The organism is Streptomyces polyrhachis (assembly GCF_042663125.1).
GTDB lineage: Bacteria > Actinomycetota > Actinomycetes > Streptomycetales > Streptomycetaceae > Streptomyces > Streptomyces polyrhachii.
Window position 1 is genome coordinate 1 of sequence record NZ_JBHSZO010000099.1, and the last position, 547, is coordinate 547.

Genomic DNA, 547 nt, shown 5'->3' on the forward strand with positions numbered 1-547 from the left:
TGGTGGTGGATGTGGTGTCGTGGCGGGTGTTGTTGGAGGACTTGGGGGTGTTGGCGGGGCGGTTGCGGCGTGGTGAGGAGCCGGTGCTGCCGGCGAAGTCGAGTGCGTGGCAGCAGTGGGCCGGGCGGTTGCGGCAGGAGGCGGGCAGTGCCGGGACTGCGCAGGAGGTGTCGTACTGGCGTGAGCAGGCGACTGCGACGCGGCCACTTCCGCTGGACGGTCCGGCCGGGAGCAACACGGTCGGTGGCAGCCGGGTGTATGAGGCCGTGCTCGGTGAGGAGGAGACCCGTGCTGTTTTGCAGGATGTTCCTGCGGCGTTCGGGACGCGGGTCAACGACGTCCTGTTGACCGCGGTCGCCTGCGCGGTGGGTGCCTGGACAGGGGATGGGCATGTCCGCCTGGACGTGGAGGGCCACGGCCGCGAGGAGTTGTTCGAGGACCTCGACGTCTCCCGCACTACGGGTTGGTTCACCACGATCTCGCCGGTACGTCTGCCAGTACCGTCCCCGACTGCTCTCGGCGAAGGGTTAAAGGAGGTCAAGGAGCT

Annotated in this window: 1 protein-coding gene; it reads left to right on the plus strand. The window is 68.2% G+C overall.

Annotated elements, in window-relative coordinates; all coding sequences use genetic code 11:
* The coding region (locus tag ACFQLX_RS25740; RefSeq protein ID WP_386418941.1) for a condensation domain-containing protein at positions 1-547 on the plus strand (547 nt) is incomplete at both ends.